Here is a 26,295-nt window from a genome sequence, read left to right on the forward strand (position 1 = left end):
AACGACGAGGATGTGGAAGTCGTCATCTACCGGCTGAGCGAGGAGTGGACCAACCTGTGGAACTCCGGCCAGCTGGACAAGGTGGTGGACCTCTACACCCAGGACGCCCTCTACCTGCCCGCGCACGCCAACCCCATCCACGGGCGGAAGGACATCCGGGAGTACCTGCGCGAGCCCATGCGCCAGGGCGCGACCGATTTCACCCTGCGCATTGACTTCATCCAGCGCGCTGGGAACCTGGCCTACGACGTGGGGCACTACTCCATCCAACTGCAGCAAGAGGATGGCTCCAAGAAGCTCGATCAGGGAAGGTATCTGGTGGTGTGGCAGCGCCAGGAGGCGGGCGAGTGGCGCATGGCGGTGTTCGCCGCCCAGTCCAGCGAAGAGCCCTGGCAGCAGAAGCCTCCCAGCCGCTAGCTTCGAAGGATGGGATTCGGATCGGGATTGCGCCGCGATGGTGTGCGCCGCGGCGGTGAGAGCCAGCTTCGCTCGCCCCGGGTTCGATCCGGAGCCTACTTGCCCTTCTTGTCGGAGTTAGAGGTCTTGGCCGCGCTTCCACGGAGATCGTCGCGGATCTCGGTGAGCAGGGCGGCGATCTCCATCAGCCCCCACATCTGGTAGTAGTAGATCTGCTGCTCGCGGATCACGCCCTGCTTGTCGCGCATCTGCCGGATCTCGTTGGCGGTCATGAGTGCCTCCCCACAGGATTGCTGCCCGGTTCCCAGGGCAGAGGCGCATAGCCTACCCGTTGCCGCGCTTTGGTTCAACGGCGAAGCGCTGGCGGACGGGAGATTGCGATTGCCAGCGCCCGGGATCCGTCCTAGACTCAGGCGAGCTTCTGGTTTGGCGGGCAGCGGCGCGCAGGTTTTTATCGTTTCCCTCGCTTAGAGTGGCTGAAGCACAACGATGTCAGGCCGCTCACGTTGCCTGCCAATTTCTTTTTCCACCCCTCGCCTTGCACCCGCAGCCGCAGGCGGATCCGTTTGTCGCGCTTGGAGGTAACGGCGCGGCGCGGCGGATGATATCGTATGGGCTCCGGTTCGAGGGCGGACCGGCGAATCCAGAGCCAGGAGAGCAGCGATGCAACGCAAAGCGAGCGCAGTGTGGAAGGGCGGGCTCAAGGACGGGAAGGGAACGGTTTCGAGCGCGAGCGGCGTGCTCAAGAACACCCCCTATTCCTTTAGCACTCGCTTCGAGGAGACGCCGGGGACAAATCCCGAGGAGCTGATCGCCGCGGCGCACGCGGGCTGCTTCTCCATGGCCCTCTCGGGGCAACTGGGCAACGCGGGCATGACCGCGGAGAGCATCGAGACCTCCGCCACGCTGACCATGGAGAAGCTGGAGGCCGGTTTCACGATCACCGCCGTGCATCTGGACGTGGTGGCCAAGATCCCCGGCGGCGACGCCGCCAAGTTCGAGCAGGCCGCCAACAACGCCAAGGCCGGCTGCCCGGTCTCGCGCCTGCTCAACGCCAAGATCACCATGAACGCCAAGCTGGCGTAGCGCACAGGCGAGACGCCCTTCGACTCCGCTCAGGGCAGGCTCTGTGCCACACAGTCCGAGCCGGGTGGGATGAGCTGAGGTTGGGGTGAAGCCTCTGAAGCAGAAGCAGGAAGCACCGCCTGCCCAGCCCGCTGCCCCGGCGGTCAGCGCCATGCAGGTGTGCCCGCGCTGTTCGGCGCGCCTCGAGGAGTCCCACTGCAAGCTGGTTTGCCCCGCCTGCGGCTTCTATCTGAGTTGCTCGGACTTCTACTGATCCGCCGGCGCGTTGACAGTCCGCAGAGTGTTTGTGAGAATGGGAAGGTAGTCCCTGCCTGGGTTACCTAAAGCCGAAGTGGCGGAATTGGCAGACGCGCATGGTTCAGGTCCATGTACCCGCAAGGGTGTGGGGGTTCGAGTCCCTTCTTCGGCACCAAATCACTTCCAGCAAGTGGTGTGATACGAGTCCCTTCTTCGGTACCAGATCACTTCCAGCAAGTGGATGGGATCAGAGGGAAATTGGGTTGGCTGAATGCTGAGGGCTGACGCCTGAATGCTGGTTGTTAGTATTTTCCGGGTTTGGTGAGGCCGGCGCGCTTCTTGGCCCAGTGTTCGGCGGAATCGAAGGGCATGAGGATGAAGTACCGCACCACGAAGGCCAGGATGCCCAGTCCGATCAGCGAGAGGTCCCACTGGTTGACCATGAAGTTGATGGTCACAAGCTTGGTGACCAGGTCGTGCACCGGCACCACCACCACATTGATGAACCCCATGAGCGTGGTGCCGTCCACCGCGGTGGGCCGGATGACGCCGGCTTTGATGAAGAGGTAGGCAAAGTAAGCCAAGGGCAGACTCAGGGTAGCCAGCGCCACGACGATGCGCGTCGCCTTGAGCATGGAGTAGACGCGAGCAGCTCCGGGCGGCGGAGGAGCGGGCGCCTCCTTTTCGGGAGCGGCCCCGGCGGCCATCTCCGCGAATGCGGGATGCTGCAGGGAATCGACCACCGCCAGGGCGGAGCGTGAGCCGCTGGAGATGCGGGTCCCGCTCGCGGGCGTCTTCCCCGCGGCGCCGCGGAGCTCGGGGCTGGCGATCTGGTTGGCGCTAAGCGAAGCCTGGATGTTCTTCAGCCGCGCCACCATTTCGTCGGCACTGGGCCGGTAGTTCTTGTTCTTGCTCAAGCAGTGGCGGATGAGCACGTCGAGCTCGGGCGGCAGGTCGGGGTTGAGCCGGGTGACGGGCGGGGGCTCGGCGTCCAGGATGCGGGCCAGCGTCACTTGCGCGGAGGAGCCGCTGAAGGGCATCTTGCCGGTGGCCATCTCGTAGAGCACCACGCCGAAGGAAAACACGTCGGAGCGGTCGCTGACGTCGCGCCCCAAAGCCTGCTCCGGCGACATGTGACTGACGGTGCCGATGGCCAGGCCCTCCTGGGTCTTGTACACGGTCTCCGCATCGTCGCTGGATGTCGAACTCTCGGGCTCCTTGAGCTTGGCGAGGCCAAAGTCCAGGATCTTCACCTGGCCGCGCGGGGTTACCATGATGTTCTCCGCCTTCATGTCCCGGTGGATCACGCCCTTCTCGTGCGCCATGGCCAGCCCGTCCGCCACCTGGATCGCGATTTCCAGCAGGCTGTTGATGGGCATGGGCTCGTTGCCGATGATCTTCTTGAGGGTCTTGCCCTCCACGTACTCCATCACGATGTAGCGGGTGTTGCCCTCCACTCCGAAGTGATGGATGGTGACGATGCAAGGATGCTGCAGGCGGCTGGCGGCCTTGGCTTCGCGCAGGAAGCGCGCCGCCAGGCCTTCCTGGTCCAGGTGGGGATCGGTGAGCAGGGTCTTGATGGCGACGGCGCGGCCCAGTTCGGTGTCGATGGCGCGGTACACCACGCCCATGCCGCCCTCGCCCAGCTTGTCCTCGACCCGATAGTTGCCGAACGTGGTGCCGATCATTTCTGGAAAGCGCTCCCGCGCAAGGGGGGTCCGCGGTCCGCTGACCCAGTAGTCACACCCCAACGTGAGTCAGCGAAACTAGGCTACTCCTTCCTCCCTGTCAACCCGGATACACGGCGAGAACTGCGAGAGGAAGGAAAACCTTTCCGGGATTATACTGACCAGACTGTCAACCATGCCACCCACTTTGAAAGAAATCCTGTTTGCCACCCAAAAGGCGGTGGCGGCCAGGCGCGAGACAACCGACCGCGCCAAGCTCGAGTTCCGGGCCGAGAAGCACGTCCCGCGGGGGTTTCGGCGGGCGCTGGAGCGGGCGGCCGAGGGCGGTGGCGTAGCGGTGATTGCCGAGCTGAAGAAAGCGTCCCCTTCCAAGGGGGTGCTGCGCGGCGACTTTCCCGTAGCCCGCTTGGCGCTGGAGCTGGAGCAGGCGGGCGCGGCGGCGCTCTCCGTGGTGACCGAAGAGAAGTTCTTCGAGGGCTCGCTGGGAAACTTGTCCGAGGCCTCGACCGCCAGCCAGCTTCCGTGCCTGCGCAAGGACTTCATTCTGGAGGAGTACCAGCTCCTGGAGGCCCGGGCCCACAACGCCGATGCCGTGGTGCTGATCGCTTCGGTGCTCCCGGTTGGGCAACTGGCCACGCTGGTCGCGAAGAGCCACGAGCTGAATCTGGATGTGCTGTGCGAGGTCCACGATCAGCGCGAGCTGCAAGTTGCCACGGCCGCCGGCTGTGACATGATCGGTGTCAACAGCCGCGACCTGCAGACCTTCCAGGTCAATCTGGAGACGGCGCTGCGCCTGGGGCCGGCCATCCGCGGGCCGGCGCTGCGGGTGGCGGAGAGCGGGATTCAGTCGTCAGCGGACATCCAGAAACTGCGCGCCGCCGGTTACCACGCCTTCCTCGTCGGCGAATCGCTGATGACGGCGGAATCGCCGGGCGAGGCGCTGAAGAAACTACTGGCCGGGGCGAGAACGAAGACGGAGTAAAGGTCCTTCGACTCGGCGCTTCGCATTTACTTGCGTCTCGCTCAGGATGACATCCGCACACCTATGACCTGGGTCAAGATTTGCGGCACCACCAATCTGGAGGACGCGCGCGCGGCGGTCGAGGCGGGGGCCGACGCTGTGGGGTTCGTCTTTGCCGAGAGCCCGCGGCAGATCCAGCCGGAGGCCGCGGCGAAGATCGTGCGTGAGCTGTCGCCGCAGGTGGAGAAGGTGGGAGTGTTCGTCAATCATCCGGCCGAGCGGATTCGCGAAATTGTGGAACAGGTTGGATTGACGGCGCTGCAACTCCACGGAGACGAACAAGACCTGGCCCGCTCTGAAGCAATCCTCCCTTGGGCCGAGGAGCGCGGGCTGCGCATCATCGTCGCCGTCTCCGGGCTGGAGGGCGCCGGCACCGGGGTCAAGCGGCCCAAGACGGGCGCTCACTCTCGCACGGCATTGTTGGTGGACTCCATGACCCCGTCGCTGCGTGGCGGCAGCGGCGTGACCTGGGATTGGAAGCAGCTCGCACCCTTCGTGGATGCGATTCGCGGCGCCGTAGATGTGATCGTCGCCGGCGGCTTGCAGACCGAGAATGTTCAGGAGGCCATCCGCGTACTGCATCCCTGGGGCGTGGACGTGGTCTCCGGCGTAGAACGCGAGCCGGGGAAGAAGGATCACGAGAAGGTGAAGGCGTTCGTCGCAGCGGTGCGCGCAGCGGAGACACTTCGCGGATGAGCCCAAGGAAATCAAGAGCGAAAGGCGCACAGCCGAGGACCCTTCGACTCCGCTCAGGGCAGGCTCTTGTGCCACACAGGCCGGGCCGCTTCGGCGCCTATGGCGGGCGCTACGTCCCCGAGACGCTGGTGGCGGCGCTCGAAGAACTGGAGCGCGAATACGCCCGAGCGCGCTGCGACCGGCGCTTCCAAAAGGAACTCGACCGGCTGCTGCGCGACTACGCCGGGCGTCCCACACCGCTTTCCTTCGCCCAGCGTTTGACGGCGAAGCTGGGCGGCGCCCGCATCTATCTGAAGCGCGAAGACCTGTTGCACACCGGCGCGCACAAGATCAACAACTGCCTGGGACAGGCGCTGCTGGCGGTGCGCATGGGCAAGCGCCGCATCATCGCCGAGACCGGCGCCGGCCAGCACGGCGTGGCCACCGCGACCGTTTGCGCGCTGCTCGGCCTGGAGTGCGTCGTCTACATGGGAACGGAAGACATGCGGCGGCAGGAACTGAACGTCTTCCGCATGCGCTTGCTGGGCGCCGAAGTGCGGCCGGTTGAAGCCGGCTCGCGCACGCTCAAGGACGCCATCAACGAGGCCATGCGCGACTGGGTCACCAACGTACGCACCACGCACTACCTCCTGGGGAGCGTGCTGGGCGCGCATCCGTACCCAACGATGGTGCGCGACTTCCAGGCGGTAATCGGTAAGGAGGCGCGCGCGCAGATTCTGAAAGCCGCGGGAAGATTGCCCAGCATGATTATCGCGTGCGTGGGCGGCGGATCGAACGCTATCGGAATCTTCCACGCCTTCCTCGGCGACAAGAAGGTGCGGCTGGTGGGAGTGGAGGCCGGCGGACGCGGCTCCGCGCTGGGCGAGCACGCCGCGCGCGTCGCTATTCCAGGCGGCGCGCCCGGCGTCCTGCAAGGAACATTTTCTTACGTGCTGCAGGATGCAGCCGGTCAGATCGCGCCCACGCACTCGGTCTCCGCGGGCCTCGACTACCCGGCCATCGGCCCGGAGCACGCGGCGTTGAAGGATTCCGGCCGGGCGGAGTACGTCTCCGCCTCGGATGTCGAGGCGCTGGCGGCGTGCAAGCTGCTTTCGGAGACCGAGGGCATCATTCCGGCGCTGGAATCCGCGCACGCCGTGGCGGAATGCGCGAAGCGGGCGCCGAAGATGAAGAAGACAGACGTCGTGCTGGTGAACGTCTCCGGTCGCGGCGACAAGGACATGGGTATTCTGCGCGAAAGCCTGCACCTTTAGTTCACCACGGAAACACGGAGACACAGAGAAATGCCGCTCCAGTTCCAGTCCCGCCCCGCGCTGATCGCGTATCTCACCTGCGGCGATCCCGACCTCGGTGCCACGCACGACATCGCGCTGGCGGCCATCGAGGCCGGGGCGGAGACGGTCGAGCTAGGCGTGCCGTTCAGTGATCCCGTCGCCGATGGACCGGTCATCCAGCGGGCGAGCGAGCGCGCGCTCAAACGGGGGACCACCCTCGCGAACGTGCTCGGCTTGGCGCGGGAGCTGCGCCGCGCGAAGCCACGCGCCGGGCTGATCATCTTTTCCTACTTCAACCCTGTATTGCAGATGGGGTTGGAACACTTCGCTGAGGCCGCCGCGCTGGCGGGCGTGGACGGCGCGCTCATCACCGACCTGACGGTGGAAGAAGCCGGCGATTACTTGAGTGCTATGCGGAAGCGCAAGCTGGCGACGGTGTTTCTCGCGGCGCCGACCTCGACGGACGCGCGCCTGAAGCGCATCGCGGCGGCTTCGATCGGATTCGTGTATGCGGTTTCGCGCACCGGGGTGACGGGAGCGCGCAAGCAACTTTCCACGGACGCGCGCACTCTGGTGCGGCGTCTGCGCAAGTTCACCAAGCTGCCCATCGCCGTGGGCTTCGGCATTTCCACGGCGGAGCAGTTTGCCGAGACCGGCAAGTTCGCGGACGCCGTGGTCGTGGGCAGCGCGCTGGTCGAGCTGGTCGAGCGCAGCAGCAGGGGTGAGGCAGCGAGGGTGGTTGGGGAATTCATCTCTCGATTGAGGGCCAAGCACTGAAATGGACATCGCGGCGTGGCGCAGGAAGCTAGACCAACTCGACCGTAGGCTGGTGCGGATGCTGAACCAGCGGGCGCGGGCGGCGCAGGAGATCGGCCGCCTGAAGGCGCGTACCGCCATGCCCATCTATGAGCCCAAGCGCGAGCAGGCGGTCTTCGCAAACGTCCGCCGGGCCAACCGCGGGCCCTTCCCCGACCACGAGCTGAAGCGGGTCTTTGAAGAGATCATCGGGGTGATGCGGCGTCTGCAGCGGAAAGAGATCCTGGTACGGCGCAAGCCGAAGCGCCGGCGGCGCAAATGAAGATTCAGCAGCTCACCATCATCGGCACCGGCCTGATTGGGGGCTCGTTCGCGCTGGCTCTCAAGAAGCGCGGCTTCGAAGTGCGGGTGGTGGGCTGCGACAAGGAAGAGGTGCTGGCGCGAGCGAATAAGATGAAGGCGATCGACGCCGGCATCGCGGATCCGATCGAAGCGATCGCGGGAAGCGATGTAGTGGTGCTGGCCACTCCGGTAGGCCAGATTGTGGATCTCATCGAGCGCATCGGGCCGCGGCTCGAACCGCAGGCGCTGATGACCGACGTAGGCAGCACCAAGGTGGAGATCATGGCGCGCGCGCGCTCGGTTTTCGGCGCCTCGGCGCCTCGGCGATTTCTTGGCGGACATCCCATGGCGGGCAGGGAAGACAGCGGCATCGAGCATGCTGACGCGAATCTCTTCAAAGACGCGCCGTGGCTGTTCACGCCGCAGTCGGGACAGAAGATTGCAGACGGGCTGAGCGGAGAGTTTCTGAAACTGGTGGAGCGCGTGGGCGCGAAGCGCGTTTTGCTCGACGCCGAGCGACACGACCGCCTCTGCGCCTGGGTGAGCCACCTGCCGCAGATGCTCTCCACGGCGCTGGCAGCGGCCATCGAGGAAGAGTTCGGCGACGACGCCGAGCTTAAGAGCGTCAGCGGGCAGGCGCTCAGCGACATGACGCGCCTGGCGGCGAGTCCCTACGCCATGTGGCGCGATATTGCGCTCACCAACACTTCAAACATCGAGGCGGCGCTGCTGAAGCTGGAGCAGAAGCTGGCGCACCTGCGGGAGAACCTGAGGACGGCGGAGCTGCGGGAGGAGTTCGACCAGGCAAGGCGATTTCACCACGGAGACGCGGAGGCACGGAAGAAGAAGTAAAGTAGAATCAAGAACCTTATGAACAAAGTGGTCGCCAACGCGGATGCCGCCATCTTCGACGTCGAAGACGGCGCCAGCATCATGGTGGGCGGCTTCGGGCTGTGCGGCATCCCGGAGAACCTCATCCAGGCGCTGGTGCGCAAGAACGTCAAGAGCCTCATCACCATCAGCAACAATGCCGGGGTGGACGGCTTCGGGCTGGGGTATCTGCTCGCCAACCGGCAGATCAAGAAACACATCGGCACCTACGTAGGTGAGAACAAGCTGCTGGAAGAGATGGTGCTCAAGGGCGAGCTGGATCTGGAGCTGAGCCCGCAAGGGACGTTCTCCGAGCGCATCCGCACTGGCGGCGCGGGCGTCCCCGCGTTCTTCACTCCTACGGGCTACGGCACGGTCATCGCCGAGGGCAAGGACGTGCGCGACTTCGACGGGCGGCCGTGCATCCTGGAGCGGGCGCTGCGCGCCGACTTTGCCTTCATCAAAGCCTGGAAGGGCGACCGGTGGGGCAACCTGGTCTATCGCAAGACGGCGCGCAACTTTAATCCCATGATGGCCACGGCGGCGCGCGTCACCATCGCCGAAGTCGAGGAGCTGGTCGAGGTGGGCCAGCTGCCGCCGGATGGGATCCACACTCCCAGCGTGTACGTGAAGCGCATCTTTCAGGGGACGAATTACGAGAAGCGCATCGAAAAGCGCACTGTGAGGCAGGCGTAATGCCGGCGCCGGACAGCACCATCGAGGAAGTGCGCGCCAGCGTGCTGATGTACCTGCGCATGTACGAGGAAGGGAAGTTCACACTCAACGACCTGGCGGCGGAGATGGCGGTGCTGGCTCCCGCCTATGAGCATGCCATGGGCGGGATCGGCGACGCGTACGGCCCGCTGTTGGAAGCGGCTCGCAAGCATGCTTCGGCTAGCGGCGCACAGGAGTTTGAGGAGGCGATGACGCTGTTCCGGCGAGTGGAAGCAGCGTGGGAGGCGTAGGGCTTCCTGGCTGCGCTCGGGATGTAAATCAAGAACGATGACAATCAAAGACTATGGCCACTGCACCCAAGGCGGATAAGCAGAAAGACGTCGAGAAACGCGACCGCATCGTAAAGCGTGTGGCGCAGGAGCTGCGCGACGGCTTCTACGTGAACCTGGGGATCGGCATGCCCACGCTGGTGGCCAACCACGTCCCGCCGGGGATGGACGTGGTGCTTCAGAGCGAGAACGGGATGCTGGGCATCGGGCCCTTCCCGCTGGCCGGACAGGAGGACGCCGACCTCATCAACGCCGGCAAAGAGACGGTCACCGAGATCGCGGGCACGTCCTACTTCTCGAGCGCCGACAGCTTCGCCATGATTCGCGGCGGGCACATCGACCTGAGCGTGCTGGGCGCCATGGAAGTGGACGAGCTGGGCAACCTTGCCAACTGGATGATTCCCGGCAAGATGGTCAAAGGTATGGGCGGGGCCATGGATCTGGTGGCGGGCGCGCGCCGGGTGATCATTGCCATGGAGCACACCACGCGCGACGGCAAACCCAAGATCCTCAAGAAGTGCACGCTGCCGCTGACCGGCGTGAAGGTGGTGGACACCATCGTCACCGAGATGGCCTACATCCGGGTGACGCCCGCGGGGCTGGTGCTGGAGGAGGTCGCGCCCGGCCTGAGCGCGGAGGACGTGCAGCGCGCCACCGAGCCCAAGCTGACGGTCACCCCGCAGCTGAAGGTGATGGACGTCTGAGCCAGGTTCAGCGGCGCGGGCAAGATGCCCGCGCGATAGCCGGCGGGACGCCGGCGCTACCCTCTAGCGCTGGACGTTGCGGTGGGGGTTGCCCGTTGTCAACGAGGAACTTCTATTGCGATTTCGCCAGCCGCTGGAGCGACTCCAGGTAGGGCTGCCGGGCGACGCCGCGCTCGGTAATGATAGCGGCGATAAGCGCGTTGGGTGTCACGTCGAAAGCAGGATTCTCGACTTTCACGCCCTCGGGTGCGATGCGCGTGGGGCCGACGTGCGTCATCTCGCGCGCCGCGCGCTGTTCGATGGGCATCTTCGAGCCGTCGGGTGTTTCCATGTCGATGGAGGAGAAGGGCGCAGCCACGTAGAAGGGGATGCCGTGCTCCTTGGCCAGGACGGCGACGGTATAGGTGCCGATCTTGTTGGCAGTGTCGCCGTTGGCGGCGATGCGATCGGCGCCCACCACCACGGCGGCAATCTTTCCTTTTTGCATCATGGCGCCAGCCATGTTGTCGGCGATGACGGTGGTGGGGATGCCGTCCTTCTGCAGCTCCCAGGCGGTGAGGCGCGAGCCTTGCAGCACGGGCCGGGTCTCATCGGCGAAGACGTGGAGCTTCTTGCCGGCTTCGACCGCGGCGCGGATCACTCCCAGCGCCGTGCCGTAGCCGCCGGCGGTAGCCAGCGCCCCGGCGTTGCAGTGGGTGAGTACGCCTCCCGAGGCCGGCAGCAGCGCTGCGCCGTGCTTGGACAGTGCCTCGCCGGCGGCCAGGTCCTCAACGTAGATGCGCTGGGCTTCCGTGATGAGCGCCTGCTGGATCTGCTTCACCGGCATCTCGACGGAAGCTTCGAATCGCGCCCGCATGCGTTCGATGGCCCAGAAGAGATTGACGGCGGTGGGCCGGGTGGTGGCCATCTCCTCGCAGATCTGTTCGAAGTTGCGGCGGAATTCGGCGACGTGGTCGCCCTCGGCCTGACTCGCTCCCAGCGCAATACCCATGGCCGCCGCCACGCCGATGGCGGGCGCGCCCCGCACCACCATGGTCCGGATGGCGTCTGCCACCTCCTCCCAGGTGGCGCAGGTGACGTACGTCTCCTCCGAAGGCAGCTTCGTCTGGTCGAGGAAGCGCACGCCGGCGTCGGTCCATTCCAGAGTCTTGATCATGGAAGAGCAGTTCCCAGTTCTCGGTTCTCAGTTCTCAGAGTAGCAGAGCAACCACAACCATGATGGTTTGCAGCTTCCCGATCATTGGAATCCTCACAAAACGGATTTGGAGGTCTCCTGCTTGAGCCGCAGGTGAGCCTGGCGTACTTCGGAGGCTGTGAAGACGGAAATGAAGGGCGCGGTGGCGGCAGCCCTCTCGACCGCAACGCGTCCGCCGCCTTCTTCGCGCTCCACCAGGCACAGCACGCCGGTGACGGTGAAGCCGGCCTGGCGTGCGGCCTCGATGGCCTGCACGGTGGAGGCGCCGGTGGTGCAGACGTCGTCCACGATGACCGCGCGCGCGCCCTTGCGCTGGAAGCCCTCGATGCGCTGGCCGGTGCCGTGCGCCTTCTCCGCCTTGCGCACCAGGAAGCCGTGAATGAAAGCGCGGCGGCGCTCGTCGTTGGCTTCCGCCCGCGGCTGGCCCTCCTGCGCGCTCAGCATGGCCACCGCCGTGACGATGGGATCGGCGCCCAGGGTCATCCCGCCGATGGCCTCCGGCGTCCACTGGCGCGTGCGGATCTCGTCCAGAACGACGCGGGCGGTGAGCAAGGCGCCCACGGCGTCGAGCGTGGTGGTGCGGCAGTCCACGTAGTAGTCGCTGTGCCCGCCCGAGGAAAGCTGAAAGTCGCCCAGTCGGAAGGACTTGGTCGCCAGGATTCCCAGTAGTTGTTCGCGAGAGGAAGACATTAGAGAAAGAGTAAAGCTAAAAGGAAAAAGGAAAAAGGAAAAAGTAAAAGGACAAGAATTCTCCTGCCTTATCGTGACCTTTACCTTTTTCCTTGTTTCTACTGGCCCATCCGCTCCATGTGCTGAAAGTACCCGGTGGAGAAAAACAGTCCGGCGAACAGGGTGACGTTGTAAGCGAGGTGTATGAGATAGGACACGGCGACCGAGCCGCTCCAGGCGCGGGCCAGGGTGAAGGCCATCCCTACCAGGAAGAGGATGAGCAGCGGCACCCACTCGCCGGCCAGTTGTGAGACGTGGATAAGCATGAAGCCCAGCGAGGTCAGCAAGACCGCGGCAGGGACTCCGCTGCGGCGGGCCAGCACTGGAAACAGGAATCCGCGAAAGAAAAGCTCCTCGATGACGGGTGCGATGAGGATGCCGTATCCCGCCAGGGCGTAGGCGGAGGCGGTGGTCCCGAAAAGCTTGTAGATGGGCAAGGACTTGGGGATGGGCGCCAACGAAGAGGCGAAGTCCACCAGCAGGGCCATGGCCACTCCAGCCGTGGCGCAGAGGATCGCCAGGCCGCCGTTCGGCCACCTCCAGCGCACTGAATCCCAGAAGGGGCTGCGGTATCGGCGGGCCACCATCCCGTACATGACGCCGAGGAGGACCGCGCTGGTGAGTGTCTGCGCCAGGATGGAGATGACCGGAATCGCCGCCACTTCCTCCGGCTTCTGCTTGGGGTAGAAGGCAGCGACGTAAATCCCGATGACCACGCCGCAAACGATGAGAGTGAAAAAGGCGATCAGGGTCAGGACGACCACGTCGCGGCCGCTCCAAACCGGGCCGCTGGCGGGGGGTGCCGGCGGCTGCGCTTCGACGGGGATGGGATACTCGGGTGAGGCCACGGCTACTCCGCTGGTACTTTACAGAAGGAAAAAGGAAAAAGGAAAAAGCGAAGCAAAGTGAAAACTCCCTGAAATGGCGCGGAAGAGATGGATGGAGTAGGGGTCCTTCGACTCGCGCCATCGCGTTCGCTCGGCGCTCGCTCAGGATGACAGTCGAAAAACTACATAGCGGCTAGACCGGTACGGAACTGCGGGCGCGGGAGAAGAACGCGGCCAGCGCCTGGCCGGTGTAGGACTTCTTGTTCTTCGCCACCAGCTCGGGCGGGCCCTGGGCGACGATGCGTCCGCCCTCCTCGCCGCCCTCGGGGCCGAGGTCGAGGATCCAGTCGGCGGCGGCGATCACATCCAGGTGGTGCTCGATGATGATGACCGTGTTGCCCAGGTCGGTGATGCGCTGCAGCACGTCGAGCAGTTTCTTGACGTCGTCGAAGTGCAGGCCGGTGGTGGGCTCATCCAGCAAGTACAGCGTGCGCCCGGTCTGGCGCTTGCTCAATTCGCGGGCCAGCTTGATGCGCTGCGCCTCGCCGCCGGAGAGCGTCACCGCCGACTGGCCGAGATGGATGTATCCCAACCCGACGTCCACCAGCGTCTGCAGTTTCTGGCGCACCGGCGGGATGTTCTCCAGCAGGGGCAGCGCATCGGCCACCGTGGATTCCAGCAGGTCGGCGATGGAGCAGTCCTTGTACTTCACCGCCAGGGTCTCGTGGTTGTAGCGCTTGCCGGCGCAGAGGTCGCAGAGAACGTAAACGTCGGGAAGGAAGTTCATCTCGATGCGTCGCTGGCCTTCGCCCTGGCAGGCCTCACAGCGCCCCCCGGAGACGTTGAAGGAGAAACGTCCGGCCTTGTAGCCGCGCTCGCGCGACTCCGGCAGCATGGCGTAGAGATCGCGGATGTGGGTGAACACCCCGGTGTAGGTGGCGGGGTTGGAGCGCGGGGTGCGCCCGATGGGGGACTGATCGATGCGGATGACTTTGTCCAGCGCCTCGGCGCCGGTGATGGACTTGTGGGCGCCGGGCTCCTCGCGCGAGCCGTAGATCTTCTGCGCCAGGGCGCGATAGAGGACGTCGTTCACCAGCGACGACTTGCCCGATCCGGAGACGCCCGTGACCACGGTGAGGACGTTCAGCGGAAAGGAAACGTCCAGGTTCTTCAGGTTGTTGTGACGCGCGCCCAGTAGCGTGACGGCTTTTCCATTGGGAGAACGTCGCGCGGGCCGCGCGGCGATGGACATCTCCCCGGACATGTACTTGCCGGTGAGCGAGCCCGGGGCGCGCATGATGTCCTGCGGCGAGCCCGAGGCGACGACCGCGCCGCCGTGGCGTCCGGCGCCGGGGCCGAGATCGACCACGTAGTCGGCGCGGCGGATGGTCTCTTCGTCGTGCTCCACCACCAGCACGGTGTTGCCCAGGTCGCGCAGGCACTCCAGCGTGGCCAGCAGGCGCTTGTTGTCGCGCGCGTGCAGGCCGATGGAGGGTTCGTCCAGGACGTACAGCACCCCGCGCAGGCGCGAGCCGATTTGCGTGGCTAGGCGCACCCGCTGCCCCTCGCCGCCGGAGAGCGTGGCGGCGGAGCGGTCGAGTGAAAGGTAGCTCAGCCCGACCGCGTGCAGGAACTTCAGCCGCTCCAGGATCTCGCGTAGCAGGCGCCCGGCGATCTGCGCCTGGCGCTCGTTGAGGCGGATCTTCTCCGCCGCTTCGATGGCGCGGGCGATGGAAAGCTGGGTGAAGGCGGCGATGGAAAGATCGTTGACCCGGACTGCCAAACTCTCCGGGCGCAGCCGCTGTCCCTGGCACGCCGCGCAGGCGGTGGCCGACATGTAGTCCAGCATCCACTCGCGGTAGTTCTCTGACGACGCTTCCTCGAAGTTCTGCTTCAGGTAGGCCAGCACGCCCCGGAAGCCGGCACGCTTGGCATCGCTCCCCTGCGGGCCGTAGAGGATGAGGTTCTGCGTCTTGCGCGGCAGCGACTCGAAGGGCCGGGCGAGGTCGAAGCCGTAGGCAGCGGCAGCCAGCGCCAGCGTGCGTTGCAGGTAGGCGGAACCCGCGCCGGGGCCCAGGCCGCCTTCCAGCAAGGGTTTGGACCAGTCCACGATGATCTTAGCGGGATCGAAGTCGAAGCGGCTGCCCAGGCCGTGACACTCCGGGCAGGCGCCGTACATGCTGTTGAAGGAGAAGGAGCGCGGCTCGAGCGTCGGCACGCTGATGCCGCACTGGGTGCAGGCCATGCGCGAGGAGTAGAGGCGCTCTTCGCCGTCCACCACTGCGACGCCCACCAGTCCGTCGGCCAGCTTCATGGCCAGGCTGACGGAGTTCTCCAGGCGGCGCTCGATCCCGGGCTTCACCAGCAGGCGGTCCACCACGACGTCGATGGTGTGGTTGCGGCGCTTGTCGAGGGCGATTTCCTCGTCCAGGCTGCGCAGGCGGCCGTCGATGCGGGCGCGGGAGAAGCCCTGCTGCGCCAGTTTCTCCAGCTCCTTCTTGAACTCACCCTTGCGGCCACGGACGATGGGCGCCAGGATCATCACCCGGTCTTCCAGGTTGCCGGCGCCGCCGGGCTCGTCCCGATGGATCGGGGCCATCACCCGCGCAACGATCTGCTCCGCCGACTGGCGGGTGATGGGCCGTCCGCACTGCGGGCAGTGGGGCACGCCGACGGTGGCGTAGAGCAGCCGCAGGTAGTCGTAGATCTCGGTGATGGTGCCCACGGTGGAGCGCGGGCTGCGGCTGGTGGTCCTCTGCTCGATGGAGATGGCGGGGCTCAGGCCGTCGATGGAGTCCACGTCCGGGCGCTCCATTTGGTCGAGGAACTGCCGGGCGTATGCGGAGAGGGTCTCCACGTAGCGCCGCTGGCCCTCGGCATAAATGGTGTCAAACGCCAGGGAGGACTTGCCCGAGCCGCTCAGGCCGGTGATCACCGTCAGGCTGTTGCGCGGGATCTCGACGCTGATGTTCTTGAGGTTGTGCTGGCGCGCGCCGCGGACCGTGATCTTCTGGATGGCCATGCTGAACTAAGGACCCTGTCCCTCTGGATGCTCCCGAAGCGCGTAGGCGCAGCGCTACGCATGTATCTTATTTGCTACTACGGAAGCCGGTCAATGCCCGGTAAAGTGGCAGACCACGGGTGGCCGGCGTCGAATCCCCGGTGTCTAAGCCCCGGTGTCTAAGCCAATGACCGAACACTGTTGCGACATGCTGGGCGAAGCGGTCGACAACGAGGCGCTGCTCCACGCCCCAAAGCAGCGTATGGAAGGGCGCATCCTGAACGAGATCGACTCCGATTACGCGTTGCGCTCGCCGGCGGAACGGCCCAGCCTCTACCCCATCAACTTCTGTCCCTTCTGCGGCAGGGCGGTGTCCAGGACGATCTGGAATGCGGAGAAGAAGAAGTGAAGCAGGGAAAGAGGAAAAGGTGAAAGTGAAAATCAAGCAGCACGCGCTAGAACCTGGGAATCAGGCCGAACCCGGAGGGGACTCTTGAGAACCGCATTCATGTCGGCAACACTGCTGCTGACTATCGTGGCGGCGCTGGGGGTAGGAATCGGGGCCGGCTACGCCGCCGTGATGGCTGCGCTGTTGCCCTTCCGGAGGAACTCCAAGCGCGCCTCTCGGGCCGCGGTGCTGGCGCCACGGGCGGACTGAGCCTTCTTACTGAGGCGGTTGTTCCTGTTGCTGCTGTCGCTGCTGCTCTTCGTGCTGGCGCAGTTCCTCTTGTAGTTGCTCCGGAGTCTTGATCTCTTGCTGCTGTGGCGGCACGGCCTGCGGCTCGGGTGGGACCTGCTCGGCCGGCTCCACGGTTTCCTCCGGCGCTCCTTCCTCGCCCTCGCTTGTATCGGGAGGCTGTGTGCGAGCGCCGGGCACCGGGCGCACCGCTGGACGCGAGAACATCGCGCCAGGGGGACTTCCCGGAGCCCCGGCTGCCGCCGCGCCGCCGCCGGAGCGCAGGGAGAGGATGAGCCGGCGTACCCCCCCGGGGTCCTGGGGAGAGCCGAGCAGGATGTAGTCGAAGCGCGAGCCGTTGAGCAGGGCGGCCAGTACGTCGCTGGGCCTTCCGGGACCGAGGCGGGTGGCGACCCGCTCACCGGCCGAGGCCGGAGGCGCATCGACCACCGCGCCCGTCGCCTTGCGCACTCCCGTCAGGATGTCGAACAGCGTGGAGTTCTGCGCGATGATGGTGAGCTGGCCGCCTCGGTAGGTGACCGTAGGCGCCACCGGCGGCAGTTCCTGCGGAAGCGGAGGACGTGGAGCCTCGGCGGATTGGCTGGCCTTTTTCGCCGCCGGCTTCCGGGCGGCTTTGGTGGAAGCGGGCAAAGGCACGGGCGTCGCCAGCGCTATGAGCGCGAGCCAAAGCGTGATTCGAGAGCTGCGGGGCATGGGGAGATGTCGAAAGTCTAGCACCGGAAGAAGCTGTTCCCGTGTCCTCCACAAAAGATTTAGCATCTAATAGCAGGTGATTTCGCCCGCCCTATGACACCAGGTCGCGAACGCCCGAGCTTCGATTTGCCGCGGTGGAAGAAACCGCTGTTGTGGCTCCTGCTGTTCCTTGCAGGTGTGGCGCTGGCTCCTGCGGCGCGGGCCGGATGCACCACCTCCGCGGAGATGGATGCGGCGACCCGCGCAGGGCTGGAGCGCGCGGCCCAAAGCTACTTCCAGATGGCGGCGCGGGGCGACAGCGCCGAGCTGCGGCAGAGCGCGACGGCGGGCCTGGCCTCAGACTTCATGCCCGTGGAGGCTGCGGTGCGCGCGCATCAGGCCATCTTCGCGGCCGCGCAGCCGCCACAAGTCCGCGCCGAGTTTCTCTTGGAGCCTGAGGGATCGACCTCGCAGGCGCGCGCTGAATTCTACTGCGGGGTGTGGGCCACCCCCGGCTTCACGCTGTTCGTGCTCAACAACCTGACGCCCGGGCGCTACGCCCTGGTGGTGCTGGAAACCAGGTCGGGAACGAGCGCCTATCGCCTCTCGCTGGTGATGGCTGAGCAGCAGCAGGCGTGGAGGCTGGCGGGCTTCTATCCCCGCCCGGCGGAGATCGCCGGACACGACGGCACCTGGTTCTGGGAGCAGGCCCGCGCCTACAAGAGCCGGAGGCAGTTCCGCAACGCTTGGTTCTACTACCTGACAACGCGCGAGCTGCTCATGCTGGTTCCCTTCATGAGCAACCAGCAACTGGAGCAGATGGCGAGCGAGCTGACCGGACTTCCCCCACAGGGCCTGCCGGGAGAGAAGCCCGTGGACTTCCTGGCCGGGGGTAAGGTGTTCAAGGTCGCGCAGGTGTACGTGGTGCCGGATAACGACGGCCTGCAACTGGTTCTGCAGCACCAGGTGGCCGACGCCTCCAAGTCCGGGCCGACACATCTGGACAACCTGGCGCTGATCCGGGCCTGGGTCGCCACCTATCCCGAATATCGTGAGGGCTTCACCGCCGTGGTGGCGCGGGCGTCCGACGCTTCCGGGCGCGACTATGGCTCGCGGATGGAGATGAAGGACATCAAGTAGACGTTGCATGCAACGTCTCTTCTCCGTCGCGGAACAAATGGAACCGCGGGGAAGCTTTGCGCATCTGTTAATCGTTGATACCAACTGAATCTGTTAGCGGAGGGGTGAATGGCGAAGCGGGCGGCGGAAAAGTTGCTGAGCGAGGTGATCCGCGAGCGGCGGGCGACGGGAAGCTTCGAATCCGTCCCGGTGCACGAGGAGGACCTGAAGAAGATCCTGCAAGCGGGCCTGGAAGCCCCCAGTGGCTACAACCTTCAGCCCTGGCGCTTCGTGGTGGTGCGCGATCCGGAGCAGCGCAAGAAGCTGCGCGCCGCGGCCATGAACCAGCCCAAAGTAGAGGAGGCGCCGGTGGTCGTCGTCGCCTGCGGCGATCCGCTGGGCTGGCGCGACGGCGACCTCGACGACGTGCTCAAGCTGGCCAAGGAACACGGCTATGGCGGGGAGGAGGAGCACGCCGGCGTGCGCCGCAACGTGACCAACTTTCTGGGCGGGACGCCGGGTAGCGCCGGCGGCATCGCGCCCGACTTGGGCGTGTGGGTGAACCGCCACGTCATGATCGCCTTCACCAGCATCATGCTCATGGCCGAGGCCCTGGGCTACGACACCGCGCCCATGGAGGGCTTCTTCGAAGACAAGGTCAAAGCCACGCTGGGGATCCCCGAGCGGGTGCGCGTGGTGGCGCTGCTCGCCATCGGCAAGCGCAAAGGAGAAGACAAGCCTTACGGCGGGCGCTTCCCGATGGGCCGCGTCTTCTTCGCCGAAGAGTGGGGGAAGGGAATCGAACTGTAGAGACGCTACATGCAGCGTCTTTACGGCGCCGGTGTAAGCTCACGGCATGAAGCGCGAGTACCCCGAGCGGCCGCTGGTGGGCGTGGGCGCGGTGATCGTGGAGGGCGGCCGCGTGGTCCTGGTGCGCCGCGCCGCGGAGCCCATGGCCGGCGAGTGGAGCATTCCCGGCGGCCTGCTTGAGCTGGGCGAAACCATGCGCGCGGGCGCGATGCGCGAGGCGCGCGAGGAGACCGGCCTCCAGGTGGAGGCCGGCGAGGTGCTCGAGGTGCTGGACCGCATCCTCCCCGACGCCCAGGGCAAGGTTCGCTACCACTATGTCCTGATCGATTTCCTTTGCCGCCTGGTCGGAGGCGAACTCCGCGCGGGAGGCGACGCCGCCGAGGCGCGCTGGGTGCGGGAGTCCGAACTCGAGGGATTGGGAGTCGCGGAAGCAGCGGTGAAGGTGATTCGCAAGGGGCTGGCTCGCCCCGGATGACGGCTCAATTCCACAATTTCTCAGTCACGCAATTCCTCAATTCCAAACAGAACGACCCGCCGCTCGTGCGTTCGAGGCAGCGGGTCGCCGGTAGTCTGTTGGGATTGGCCTGAGGCGGTCACTCTATTGCATCAGTGGCCACAGCCAAACTCCCGAAGGAAGTTTTGCTTGGGTTAGAGCGATGCGCCCTAAGCCTCAGCCACCTCACTAGGTCTATGACTACTGTCTGAAACAATCGACATCGGACCACCTCCTTTCCAGTGTAGGCAGACATTAGTACGGGCGGTTCGCGCCAGTCAATGCCTGTCTTTGAGGCGGCCGGATCATCCCTTCCAGCGGTAGGCGCCGGGTTGGGGCAGGCCGATGTGCGCCAGCACGCGGAAGGCGAACTGGCGCGCCATCTCCTCGAGGCTCGTGGGCCGGTTGTAGAAGGTGGGGATGAGCGGCATGATGGTGGCCCCGGCGGCGGCGGCCAGGTCCATGTTGCGGATGTGGATGCGGTTGAGCGGCGTCTCGCGCACGCACAGCACCAGCGGGCGCTTCTCCTTCAGGCAGACGTCGGCGGCTCGCTCGATCAGCCGCATGGCCAGCCCGTTCGCGATGCACGCCAGCGTCCCCATGCTGCACGGGATCACCATCATGGCGTCGGTGGGATAGGAGCCGCTGGCGATGTTGGCGCCGATATCGGCATTCGCCTGCTCGCGGATCTTCTTCGACTTCTTGCCCAGCAGTTGCGCCACCAGATCGCTCCGCCCTCGGAGCGTGACCTCCTCGGCCAGCACGCGCAGGGCGTTATCGGAGGCGATGAAGTTCACCGTCTTCACCCGCTGGTCGCGCTCCAGCGCCAGCAGTAGCTGGCGGCAGAACTCGGCGCCGCTGGCGCCGGTGGTGGCTACGGTCAGGGTGCGGGGCGCGGGCATAGGGGTGATAGTTATCGCATTGTAGAGACGTTGCATGCAACGTCTCTACGAGACACGATGGTAAGCTGAGTGCTCGCATGACTCCCGAATCTCTTCGCAAACTCTTCGAGCAAGTCCGCCGGGGAAAGCTCTCGGCCGACGAGGCGGTAGCACGCCTGCGGCATATGCCCTTCGAGGACCTGGGCTTCGCCAAGGTGGACCACCACCGCCGGCTGCGCGCCGGGATGCCGGAGGTGGTGCTGGCCGAGGGCAAGACGCCGTGGCAGGTTGCGTCCATCTTCGCGCGGCTAGCCAAGGCGGGCGGGAACGTCCTGGCCACGCGGGCCACGCACCAGCACTTCGCTGCGGTGCGCAAGTCGGTGCATCGGGCGGAATATCGCGAGCTGGCGCGCGCCATCGTCCTCCAGCGCGACCGCAAGAATTACGGGAAGGGAACGATCGCAGTCGTTTCGGCCGGGACCAGCGACATCCCGGTGGCGGAAGAAGCCGTGGTCACCGCCGAGGTCATGGGCAACGACGTCGAGCACCTGTACGACGTGGGTGTCGCCGGCATCCATCGGCTGCTGGCGCACCGCGCCGCGCTGACCGAGGCGCGCGTGGTCATCGTCTGCGCCGGCATGGAGGGTGCGCTGCCCAGCGTGGTGGGCGGGCTGCTGCGCGTCCCCGTCATCGCCGTGCCCACCAGCGTGGGCTACGGCGCGTCGTTCAAAGGGCTGGCGGCACTGCTGGGAATGCTGAACTCCTGCGCCTCGAACGTCAGCGTGGTCAACATTGATAACGGCTTCGGCGCGGGCTACGTGGCCTCGATGATCAACCGGCTGTAGGTCAGTTTTCACCACGGAGCCACGGAGACACGGAGGAGGAAATGGCCTTCCGTGACCTGCTCAGCCCGTCCTATTTATTTCTTCTGGATTTCCGGTTAGGGGACTGCGCAGGAAAGACCCGTGCGAAGATCTTGTCCACATTCCGCAACTGGCGCTTGAGCTCGAAGGCGCGGTCGAGCTGCTTGCGGGAGAGGCGCTTCGTGATCTGCTTGTCCTTGACCACCAGGTCGTGGAAACACTCCCCACCCTTCCAGGCGCGCATGGCGTGCTTCTGCACCAGGCGGTAGGCGTCTTCGCGCGACCTGCCGGCTTCGGCGAGGTCGAGGAGGAGCTGCCCGCTGAACACCAACCCGCCCGTGCTCTCGAGGTTCTGTCGCATGCGCTTGGGATAGACCAGCAGCGTGTCAATCAGGTTGGCGGCGCGGTTCAGCATGTAATCGAGCAAGATGGTGGAGTCGGGCAGGATGACGCGCTCGACCGATGAGTGCGAGATGTCGCGCTCGTGCCACAGCGCGACGTTCTCTAGCGCCGCCTGGGCGTTCGCGCGCACCACGCGCGCCAAGCCTGAGATCTGCTCGCAGGCCACCGGGTTGCGCTTGTGCGGCATGGCGGAAGATCCCTTTTGCTTGGCGCTGAAGAATTCCTCGGCCTCGCGGACTTCGGTGCGCTGCAGATGGCGAATCTCGGTGGCGATCTTGTCCAGCGTCGAGGCGATGACGGCGAGCGTCGCCAGGTAGTGGGCGTGGCGGTCGCGCTGGATGACTTGCGAGGAGACGGCCGCAGCCTGCAATCCCAGGCGAGAGCAGATCCGTTCCTCCAGCTCCGGCTCCATATGCGCCAGGTTGCCGACCGCGCCCGAGAGCTTGCCCACGCGCATCTCCTCGGCGGCGCGCTCCAGCCGCGCCAAGTTGCGGTTGGTCTCCGCGTACCAGTTGGCCAGCTTCAGGCCGAAGGTGATGGGCTCGGCGTGGATGCCGTGGGTGCGCCCGATCATGGGCGTGTGCTGGAACTCGAAGGCGCGGCGGCGCAGCACGTCGCGCAGCCGTTCTAGTCCCTTCAGCAGCAGGACGGAGGCTTCGCGCACCTGCAGCGCCTGGGCGGTATCCACCACGTCGTTCGAGGTGAGGCCGTAGTGCAGCCAGCGGGAGTGGGGCGCGCCAATCTTCTCCGCTACCGCGGTGGTGAAGGCGATGACGTCGTGCTTCACCTCCTCCTCGATGGCCTGGATGCGGGCCAGGTTGAAGTCGGCCTTGTGGCGGATGGCGCGCGCGGCCTCGGCCGGGACGCGGCCGGCTTCCGCGAGGGTTTCGGTCGCGGCAACCTCCACCGCCAGCCACATGCGGAACTTGTTCTCGTCGGTCCAGATGTGGCCCATCTGCGGGCGGGTGTAGCGCGAGATCACCTGATGGTTCCTCCGGCGCGAAGGGAAACAATCATTCTAAATGCCGGGGCAGGGGAGGGGAAACCGGGGACGAATCCTTCGCCCGGAGCGTAGCCGAGGGGCCCGCAAGCGCCGTCAGTTGCTGTACAGCAACACGCCCTCGGTTTCCTTCGAGTCCACAGGGCGGTAGAAGAGTTTGTCGCCCTCGAGGAAGACCTCGATGAAGGCGGGCCGGGTCTGGATGGTGCCCTGGATGAGGGCCTCCGACAGCGGGTCCTCGATGTACCTCTGCAGGGCGCGGCGCAGCGGGCGGGCGCCGTAGCTGCGGTCGCTGAGCGTCTTGTCCAGCATCCACTTCTTGGCTTCTTCGGTGACCGTGATGGTGATCTGCCTCTGGGCCAGGTTCTGGTTGAGCTGGCCGACCAACAGCTCCACGATCTGGATGAGGTCCGTCTCCGAGAGCGCGTTGAAGATGATGACTTCATCCAGGCGGTTGAGGAACTCGGGGTTGAAGGTCTTCTTCACCTCGCTGCGCACCATCTCCTCGATCTTGCCGGAGATGGTTTCCTCGTGCTCCGACTGGAAGCCCATGCCGGTGCGCTTCTGCAGGTGGCGGGCGCCGATGTTCGAGGTCATGATCAGGATGATGTTCTTGAAGTCCACGGTGTTGCCCAGGCCGTCGGTGAGCTGGCCGTCCTCGAACACCTGCAGCAGAATGTTGAAGACGTCGGGGTGGGCCTTCTCGATCTCATCCAGCAACACCACGGAGTAGGGCGCGCGCTTCACGCGCTCGGTGAGCTGGCCGCCCTCCTCGTACCCGACGTAGCCCGGAGGCGAGCCGATGAGCTTGGAGACCGAATGCTTCTCCATGAACTCGCTCATGTCGAAGCGGATCAGTGACTTCTCGCTGCCAAAGAGGAACTGGGCCAGGGTGCGGGCGACTTCCGTCTTGCCCACGCCGGTGGGACCGAGGAACAGGAACGAGCCGACGGGGCGGTTGGGATTCTTCAGTCCGGCGCGCGAGCGGCGGATGGCACGGGCCATCGCGGTGATGGCTTTGTCCTGCGAGATCACGCGCTTGTGCAGCTCTACCTCGATGCGCAGCAGCTTCTGCGTCTCTTCTTCCTTCACCGAAGCCACGGGCACGCCGGTCCAGCGCGAGACCACGTCCTCGATGTCGTCGCGGCTGACTACGCCGGTGGAGGATTCGTCCAGGTGGTACTTCTCGCGCAGGGCGCGCAGGTTGTCGCGCTCCTTGCGCTCCTCGTCCGAGTAGAAGCGCGCCTTCTCGAACTCGTGGTTGGCGATGGCGTTCTCCATGCGGTGGACGATGAACTTGATGCGCTTCTGCACGTCCGTGATCTCGTCGGGCAGGGAAGTCTGGCGCAGCTTCACGCGCGCCCCAGCCTCGTCGATCAGATCGATGGCTTTATCCGGCAGGTAGCGGTCGGGGATGTAGCGGCTGGAGTGGGCCACGGCGAAATCGATGGCCTCCTCCGTGTAGGTCACCGCGTGGAACTTTTCGTAGCGCTCCTTCACCCCCTTGAGGATCTTGATGGCCTCGACTTCGTTCGGCGGCGGCACCTTCACCGATTGGAAGCGGCGCTCCAGCGACCGGTCCTTCTCGATGGACTTGCGGTACTCGCCCGGCGTGGTCGCCCCGATGCACTGGATCTCGCCGCGGGAGAGCGCCGGCTTCAGGATGTTGGCGGCGTCGAGCGACCCCTCGGCGGAGCCCGCCCCCACCAGCGTGTGCAGTTCGTCAATGAAGATGATGGCGTTCTGGTTCTCCATCAGCTCCTTCATGATGGTCTTCAGCCGCTCCTCGAACTGGCCGCGGTACTTGGTGCCGGCCACGATGAGCGAGAGGTCCAGTCCGAGGATGCGCTTGTCGGCCAGGAACGAGGGCACCTCGCCGTCGGCGATGCGCTGCGCCAGGCCCTCAACGATGGCGGTCTTGCCCACGCCCGGCTCGCCGATGAGCACCGGATTGTTCTTCGTCCGGCGGCAGAGGATCTGCACCACGCGCTCCAGCTCGGCCTCGCGGCCCACCAGCGGATCGAGCTGGTTGTCCATGGCCGCCTGGGTCAGGTCGCGGGAGAACTCGCTCAGCAGCGACGATTCCTTGGAGCGCTGCGGTTGCGCCTTCTCCTGCGTTGTACGCGCCAATTCTTCCCGGATGCTGGAGAGCCGCAGGCCGCGCTCGTGCAGGATCTCCGCGGCAAAGCATTTTTCCTCGCGCAGCAGGCCGAGCAGCAAATGCTCGGTGCCGATGTGCTTGTGCGAGAGCCGCTCGGCTTCTTCGGCGGCGTAGGCCAGCACGCGCTTGCATTCGTTGGAAAGGGGGAGGTCCACGGAGGTGGAAACCTTCTCGCGGATGGTGGTGTGTCCCTCGATCTGCTTGCGGATGGACTCCACCGAGGCATGGGAACGCAGGAAGCGGTTGGTGAGCGCCTTGTCTTCACGCAGCAGCCCGAGGAGCAGGTGCTCGGTCTCGATGTAGGGAGAGCCGAACTGGCTGGCCTCGTAGCGCGCGAAGAAGATCACGCGTCTCGCCTTTTCCGTATAGCGTTCGAACATGTTCCCCCTTTAGACCCCCAACCCCGTCCTCACCCGGCCACCAGCGATTCCGGCTGGACCTCGCTTAGCCGCCCAGCCTCCAACCGCAGCACGCGATGGCAGCGCCGCGCGAAGGCAGCATTGTGGGTGGCGATGAGGGAGGTCAGCCGATACTCGCGATGAAGCCGGGCAATCAATTCAAACACCACCTCCGCACTCTTGGCATCCAGGTCGCCGGTGGGTTCATCGGCCAGCAACAGTTGCGGCCGCGTCACCAGCGCCCGGGCCAGGGCCACCCTCTGTTGCTCGCCCCCGGAAAGCTCTCCGGAGCGATGGTGCGCCCGTTCTTCCAGCCCCACCTCGCGCAGCAGGCACAAGGCCTCTTCGTGAGCCTCCGCCGCCGGCCGGCCCCGCAGCCGCAGGGGCATGGCCACGTTTTCCACAGCGGTGAACTCGGGCAGCAAATAGTGAAACTGCCACACGAAACCGATCTCCCGGTTCCTGAATTCCGCTGCCGCGTCGTCGGCCAGCGAGCAGAGCTGCATTTGGGCGAAGTATACGTCACCCTTGGAAGGCCGTTCAAGCGCCCCGAGGATGTAGAGTAAGGTACTCTTTCCCGCACCCGACTCACCCACGATGCCCAGCATCTCTCCCTTCCGTACCCGGAAGGACAGGTTGTCAAAGACCACCAGATCCGACCCGCCAGAGGGGAAAACCTTGGTCAGCCCCTCTACGCGCAGCAGATCGTCGTCGTTCATTGGATGCACGTCGGTCTCCAACCGTCTCGCTCTCCTGCTGTGGAAACCCGGAGCCGCTATCTTCAGCCCCTGCAAGCATTAGACCACAGGGTCAGCGCCTTTGGTGCCGGTTACAGAATCCCGGAGAGTACCAGAGTTTGTAGCTCTGGTTGACATGGGAACGCTGCTGCGGACGGCACTTGCGACAAAACGTCACTCGTAGCGCAGGGCCTCGGCCGGCAGGATCCTCGCCG

At 65.4% G+C, this 26,295-nt stretch carries 29 protein-coding genes and 1 tRNA gene; 19 read left to right on the top strand and 11 right to left on the bottom strand.

Annotated elements, in window-relative coordinates; genetic code table 11:
* The coding region (locus tag VGQ94_05920) for an SgcJ/EcaC family oxidoreductase (protein ID HEV2022048.1) at positions 1-417 on the top strand (417 nt) is incomplete at its 5' end.
* Between the two features lie 95 nt (positions 418-512).
* On the opposite strand, the gene VGQ94_05925 is transcribed toward VGQ94_05920, so the two are convergent.
* Positions 513-689 (bottom strand): hypothetical protein, encoded by a 177-nt coding sequence (locus VGQ94_05925; GenBank protein ID HEV2022049.1) that lies wholly within the window; start codon positions 687-689, stop codon positions 513-515.
* 391 nt (positions 690-1,080) lie between these two features.
* On the opposite strand from VGQ94_05925, the gene VGQ94_05930 reads away from it, so the two are divergent.
* The 3 genes from VGQ94_05930 (at position 1,081) to VGQ94_05940 (ending at position 1,915) form a co-directional block, all read left to right on the top strand.
* Positions 1,081-1,503 (top strand): OsmC family protein, encoded by a 423-nt coding sequence (locus VGQ94_05930; GenBank protein ID HEV2022050.1) that lies wholly within the window; start codon positions 1,081-1,083, stop codon positions 1,501-1,503.
* Positions 1,504-1,588: 85 nt separating this feature from the next.
* Positions 1,589-1,756: a hypothetical protein gene (locus VGQ94_05935; protein HEV2022051.1), complete on the top strand. Its 168-nt coding sequence runs from the start codon at positions 1,589-1,591 to the stop codon at positions 1,754-1,756.
* A gap of 72 nt (positions 1,757-1,828) precedes the next feature.
* A tRNA-Leu gene (locus tag VGQ94_05940) sits at positions 1,829-1,915 on the top strand.
* Positions 1,916-2,042: 127 nt separating this feature from the next.
* Here the strand turns inward: VGQ94_05940 and VGQ94_05945 are convergent.
* A complete protein-coding gene (locus VGQ94_05945) occupies positions 2,043-3,428 on the bottom strand; it encodes a serine/threonine-protein kinase (GenBank protein ID HEV2022052.1) in 1,386 nt (461 codons plus the stop codon).
* Positions 3,429-3,615: 187 nt separating this feature from the next.
* Between VGQ94_05945 and trpC the strand changes: the two genes are divergently transcribed.
* The 9 genes from trpC (at position 3,616) to VGQ94_05990 (ending at position 10,095) form a co-directional block, all read left to right on the top strand.
* The gene (trpC, locus tag VGQ94_05950) at positions 3,616-4,410 is read left to right on the top strand and encodes an indole-3-glycerol phosphate synthase TrpC (GenBank protein ID HEV2022053.1); all 795 of its coding nucleotides are present in this window, start codon (positions 3,616-3,618) and stop codon (positions 4,408-4,410) included.
* 63 nt (positions 4,411-4,473) lie between these two features.
* Positions 4,474-5,145 (top strand): phosphoribosylanthranilate isomerase, encoded by a 672-nt coding sequence (locus tag VGQ94_05955; GenBank protein ID HEV2022054.1) that lies wholly within the window; start codon positions 4,474-4,476, stop codon positions 5,143-5,145.
* Positions 5,146-5,213: 68 nt separating this feature from the next.
* The gene (gene trpB / locus VGQ94_05960; protein ID HEV2022055.1) at positions 5,214-6,398 is read left to right on the top strand and encodes a tryptophan synthase subunit beta; all 1,185 of its coding nucleotides are present in this window, start codon (positions 5,214-5,216) and stop codon (positions 6,396-6,398) included.
* A 30-nt stretch (positions 6,399-6,428) separates the two neighbouring features.
* Positions 6,429-7,196, top strand: coding sequence for a tryptophan synthase subunit alpha (gene trpA, locus VGQ94_05965; protein ID HEV2022056.1), 768 nt, complete (start codon positions 6,429-6,431; stop codon positions 7,194-7,196).
* A 1-nt stretch (position 7,197) separates the two neighbouring features.
* On the top strand, positions 7,198-7,497 hold the full coding sequence (locus tag VGQ94_05970) for a chorismate mutase (protein ID HEV2022057.1): 300 nt from the start codon (positions 7,198-7,200) through the stop codon (positions 7,495-7,497).
* Positions 7,494-8,369, top strand: a complete 876-nt coding sequence (locus VGQ94_05975; protein HEV2022058.1) for a prephenate dehydrogenase/arogenate dehydrogenase family protein — start codon at positions 7,494-7,496, stop codon at positions 8,367-8,369. Before VGQ94_05970 ends, VGQ94_05975 begins: the two co-directional genes overlap by 4 nt.
* A gap of 18 nt (positions 8,370-8,387) precedes the next feature.
* Positions 8,388-9,083: a CoA transferase subunit A gene (locus VGQ94_05980; GenBank protein ID HEV2022059.1), complete on the top strand. Its 696-nt coding sequence runs from the start codon at positions 8,388-8,390 to the stop codon at positions 9,081-9,083.
* The gene (locus VGQ94_05985; GenBank protein ID HEV2022060.1) at positions 9,083-9,352 is read left to right on the top strand and encodes a hypothetical protein; all 270 of its coding nucleotides are present in this window, start codon (positions 9,083-9,085) and stop codon (positions 9,350-9,352) included. The genes VGQ94_05980 and VGQ94_05985 overlap by 1 nt, the downstream gene beginning before the upstream one ends.
* A 53-nt stretch (positions 9,353-9,405) precedes the next feature.
* A complete protein-coding gene (locus VGQ94_05990) occupies positions 9,406-10,095 on the top strand; it encodes a CoA transferase subunit B (protein HEV2022061.1) in 690 nt (229 codons plus the stop codon).
* Positions 10,096-10,207: 112 nt separating this feature from the next.
* Here VGQ94_05990 and mtnA read toward each other — a convergent pair whose 3' ends face one another.
* The 4 genes from mtnA to uvrA form a co-directional block, all read right to left on the bottom strand.
* Positions 10,208-11,251: an S-methyl-5-thioribose-1-phosphate isomerase gene (gene mtnA, locus VGQ94_05995; protein ID HEV2022062.1), complete on the bottom strand. Its 1,044-nt coding sequence runs from the start codon at positions 11,249-11,251 to the stop codon at positions 10,208-10,210.
* Between the two features lie 93 nt (positions 11,252-11,344).
* Positions 11,345-11,980, bottom strand: coding sequence for an orotate phosphoribosyltransferase (gene pyrE / locus VGQ94_06000; GenBank protein HEV2022063.1), 636 nt, complete (start codon positions 11,978-11,980; stop codon positions 11,345-11,347).
* 98 nt (positions 11,981-12,078) lie between these two features.
* Positions 12,079-12,867, bottom strand: a complete 789-nt coding sequence (locus tag VGQ94_06005; protein HEV2022064.1) for a type II CAAX endopeptidase family protein — start codon at positions 12,865-12,867, stop codon at positions 12,079-12,081.
* Positions 12,868-13,039: 172 nt separating this feature from the next.
* Positions 13,040-15,868 (bottom strand): excinuclease ABC subunit UvrA, encoded by a 2,829-nt coding sequence (uvrA, locus tag VGQ94_06010; GenBank protein ID HEV2022065.1) that lies wholly within the window; start codon positions 15,866-15,868, stop codon positions 13,040-13,042.
* Positions 15,869-16,034: 166 nt separating this feature from the next.
* Between uvrA and VGQ94_06015 the strand changes: the two genes are divergently transcribed.
* On the top strand, positions 16,035-16,256 hold the full coding sequence (locus VGQ94_06015; protein ID HEV2022066.1) for a hypothetical protein: 222 nt from the start codon (positions 16,035-16,037) through the stop codon (positions 16,254-16,256).
* Positions 16,257-16,355: 99 nt separating this feature from the next.
* Positions 16,356-16,505: a hypothetical protein gene (locus tag VGQ94_06020; GenBank protein HEV2022067.1), complete on the top strand. Its 150-nt coding sequence runs from the start codon at positions 16,356-16,358 to the stop codon at positions 16,503-16,505.
* A gap of 6 nt (positions 16,506-16,511) precedes the next feature.
* On the opposite strand, the gene VGQ94_06025 is transcribed toward VGQ94_06020, so the two are convergent.
* A complete protein-coding gene (locus tag VGQ94_06025) occupies positions 16,512-17,237 on the bottom strand; it encodes a hypothetical protein (GenBank protein HEV2022068.1) in 726 nt (241 codons plus the stop codon).
* Between the two features lie 150 nt (positions 17,238-17,387).
* Between VGQ94_06025 and VGQ94_06030 the strand changes: the two genes are divergently transcribed.
* From VGQ94_06030 to VGQ94_06040, 3 genes are all read left to right on the top strand, one after another.
* A complete protein-coding gene (locus VGQ94_06030; GenBank protein HEV2022069.1) occupies positions 17,388-18,356 on the top strand; it encodes a hypothetical protein in 969 nt (322 codons plus the stop codon).
* A 108-nt stretch (positions 18,357-18,464) separates the two neighbouring features.
* The gene (locus VGQ94_06035) at positions 18,465-19,145 is read left to right on the top strand and encodes a nitroreductase family protein (protein HEV2022070.1); all 681 of its coding nucleotides are present in this window, start codon (positions 18,465-18,467) and stop codon (positions 19,143-19,145) included.
* A 46-nt stretch (positions 19,146-19,191) separates the two neighbouring features.
* Entirely contained in the window at positions 19,192-19,620 is a 429-nt protein-coding gene (locus tag VGQ94_06040; GenBank protein HEV2022071.1) for an NUDIX hydrolase, read from the top strand.
* A gap of 323 nt (positions 19,621-19,943) precedes the next feature.
* Here the strand turns inward: VGQ94_06040 and VGQ94_06045 are convergent, their stop codons facing one another.
* Positions 19,944-20,576 (bottom strand): UbiX family flavin prenyltransferase, encoded by a 633-nt coding sequence (locus VGQ94_06045; protein HEV2022072.1) that lies wholly within the window; start codon positions 20,574-20,576, stop codon positions 19,944-19,946.
* 41 nt (positions 20,577-20,617) lie between these two features.
* Between VGQ94_06045 and larB the strand changes: the two genes are divergently transcribed.
* On the top strand, positions 20,618-21,364 hold the full coding sequence (gene larB, locus VGQ94_06050; protein HEV2022073.1) for a nickel pincer cofactor biosynthesis protein LarB: 747 nt from the start codon (positions 20,618-20,620) through the stop codon (positions 21,362-21,364).
* A 70-nt stretch (positions 21,365-21,434) separates the two neighbouring features.
* Here the strand turns inward: larB and purB are convergent, their stop codons facing one another.
* The 3 genes from purB to VGQ94_06065 all read right to left on the bottom strand — a co-directional run bounded on the left by purB (position 21,435) and on the right by VGQ94_06065 (position 26,083).
* Complete coding sequence (purB, locus tag VGQ94_06055) at positions 21,435-22,766, bottom strand: adenylosuccinate lyase (GenBank protein HEV2022074.1); 1,332 nt, start codon at positions 22,764-22,766, stop codon at positions 21,435-21,437.
* Between the two features lie 114 nt (positions 22,767-22,880).
* Positions 22,881-25,325 carry an ATP-dependent Clp protease ATP-binding subunit gene (locus VGQ94_06060; GenBank protein HEV2022075.1) on the bottom strand — a complete coding sequence of 815 codons (2,445 nt, stop codon included), beginning with the start codon at positions 25,323-25,325 and terminating at the stop codon, positions 22,881-22,883.
* Between the two features lie 29 nt (positions 25,326-25,354).
* Complete coding sequence (locus VGQ94_06065; protein ID HEV2022076.1) at positions 25,355-26,083, bottom strand: ABC transporter ATP-binding protein; 729 nt, start codon at positions 26,081-26,083, stop codon at positions 25,355-25,357.
* Positions 26,084-26,295: the final 212 nt, after the last annotated feature.

The sequence above is a fragment of the Terriglobales bacterium genome, assembly GCA_035937135.1.
Lineage (GTDB): Bacteria > Acidobacteriota > Terriglobia > Terriglobales > Acidobacteriaceae > DASYVL01.

Coding starts and splice junctions, on each gene's coding strand:
- VGQ94_05925 (HEV2022049.1), bottom strand. CDS start 689: ATGACCGCCAACGAGATCCGGCAGATGCGCGACAAGCAGGGCGTGATC.
- VGQ94_05930 (HEV2022050.1), top strand. CDS start 1,081: ATGCAACGCAAAGCGAGCGCAGTGTGGAAGGGCGGGCTCAAGGACGGG.
- VGQ94_05945 (HEV2022052.1), bottom strand. CDS start 3,428: ATGATCGGCACCACGTTCGGCAACTATCGGGTCGAGGACAAGCTGGGC.
- VGQ94_05955 (HEV2022054.1), top strand. CDS start 4,474: ATGACCTGGGTCAAGATTTGCGGCACCACCAATCTGGAGGACGCGCGC.
- trpA (HEV2022056.1), top strand. CDS start 6,429: ATGCCGCTCCAGTTCCAGTCCCGCCCCGCGCTGATCGCGTATCTCACC.
- VGQ94_05970 (HEV2022057.1), top strand. CDS start 7,198: ATGGACATCGCGGCGTGGCGCAGGAAGCTAGACCAACTCGACCGTAGG.
- VGQ94_05975 (HEV2022058.1), top strand. CDS start 7,494: ATGAAGATTCAGCAGCTCACCATCATCGGCACCGGCCTGATTGGGGGC.
- VGQ94_05980 (HEV2022059.1), top strand. CDS start 8,388: ATGAACAAAGTGGTCGCCAACGCGGATGCCGCCATCTTCGACGTCGAA.
- VGQ94_05985 (HEV2022060.1), top strand. CDS start 9,083: ATGCCGGCGCCGGACAGCACCATCGAGGAAGTGCGCGCCAGCGTGCTG.
- VGQ94_05990 (HEV2022061.1), top strand. CDS start 9,406: ATGGCCACTGCACCCAAGGCGGATAAGCAGAAAGACGTCGAGAAACGC.
- mtnA (HEV2022062.1), bottom strand. CDS start 11,251: ATGATCAAGACTCTGGAATGGACCGACGCCGGCGTGCGCTTCCTCGAC.
- pyrE (HEV2022063.1), bottom strand. CDS start 11,980: ATGTCTTCCTCTCGCGAACAACTACTGGGAATCCTGGCGACCAAGTCC.
- uvrA (HEV2022065.1), bottom strand. CDS start 15,868: ATGGCCATCCAGAAGATCACGGTCCGCGGCGCGCGCCAGCACAACCTC.
- VGQ94_06015 (HEV2022066.1), top strand. CDS start 16,035: ATGACCGAACACTGTTGCGACATGCTGGGCGAAGCGGTCGACAACGAG.
- VGQ94_06020 (HEV2022067.1), top strand. CDS start 16,356: ATGTCGGCAACACTGCTGCTGACTATCGTGGCGGCGCTGGGGGTAGGA.
- VGQ94_06025 (HEV2022068.1), bottom strand. CDS start 17,237: ATGCCCCGCAGCTCTCGAATCACGCTTTGGCTCGCGCTCATAGCGCTG.
- VGQ94_06035 (HEV2022070.1), top strand. CDS start 18,465: ATGGCGAAGCGGGCGGCGGAAAAGTTGCTGAGCGAGGTGATCCGCGAG.
- VGQ94_06040 (HEV2022071.1), top strand. CDS start 19,192: ATGAAGCGCGAGTACCCCGAGCGGCCGCTGGTGGGCGTGGGCGCGGTG.
- VGQ94_06045 (HEV2022072.1), bottom strand. CDS start 20,576: ATGCAACGTCTCTACAATGCGATAACTATCACCCCTATGCCCGCGCCC.
- larB (HEV2022073.1), top strand. CDS start 20,618: ATGACTCCCGAATCTCTTCGCAAACTCTTCGAGCAAGTCCGCCGGGGA.
- VGQ94_06060 (HEV2022075.1), bottom strand. CDS start 25,325: ATGTTCGAACGCTATACGGAAAAGGCGAGACGCGTGATCTTCTTCGCG.